This window comes from Streptomyces tricolor (assembly GCF_002155905.1).
Taxonomy (GTDB): Bacteria; Actinomycetota; Actinomycetes; order Streptomycetales; family Streptomycetaceae; genus Streptomyces; species Streptomyces tricolor.
This window is the reverse complement of the sequence record NZ_MUMF01000928.1, coordinates 1-367: the sequence shown is the minus strand read 5'-3', so window position 1 is coordinate 367 and position 367 is coordinate 1. Positions and strand designations below refer to the sequence as shown.

1 protein-coding gene is annotated in these 367 nt (G+C 78.7%); it reads left to right on the top strand.

Features of this window, described 5'->3' with window-relative positions; all coding sequences use genetic code 11:
* Positions 1 to 11: 11 nt before the first annotated feature.
* Positions 12 to 367 (top strand): GPW/gp25 family protein (locus tag CCN44_RS47120; RefSeq protein WP_244204067.1); only part of this gene is annotated, 356 nt, incomplete at its 3' end.

Below are 367 nucleotides of genomic sequence, written 5' to 3'. Positions count from 1 at the left end.
GGGGGCGTGTGATGAGCGAGCGGTTCATCGGCCGCGGCTGGGCGTTCCCGCTGCGGGTCGGGCCGACCGGCGGCATCGCCCTGGTCGAACGGGAGCGGGAGATCGAGGAGGCGATCCGCCTGGTGCTCGGCACCGCGCCCGGCGAGCGCCCCATGCGCCCCGAGTTCGGCTGCGGCATCCACGACTACGTCTTCGCCCCCGGCGACGGCGCGACCGCCGGACGCATCGCGCAGCACGCCGCACGCCGTCCGGTCGCGGGCCCGCGCGGCCGGCAGTCCGCCGACGAGGACCTGGCCCGCGGCGGCCGAGGCGGGGTTCGGCAGGATCACGTTGGCCGGGCCCGTGGCCGCGTGCGGCGGCACCGGGC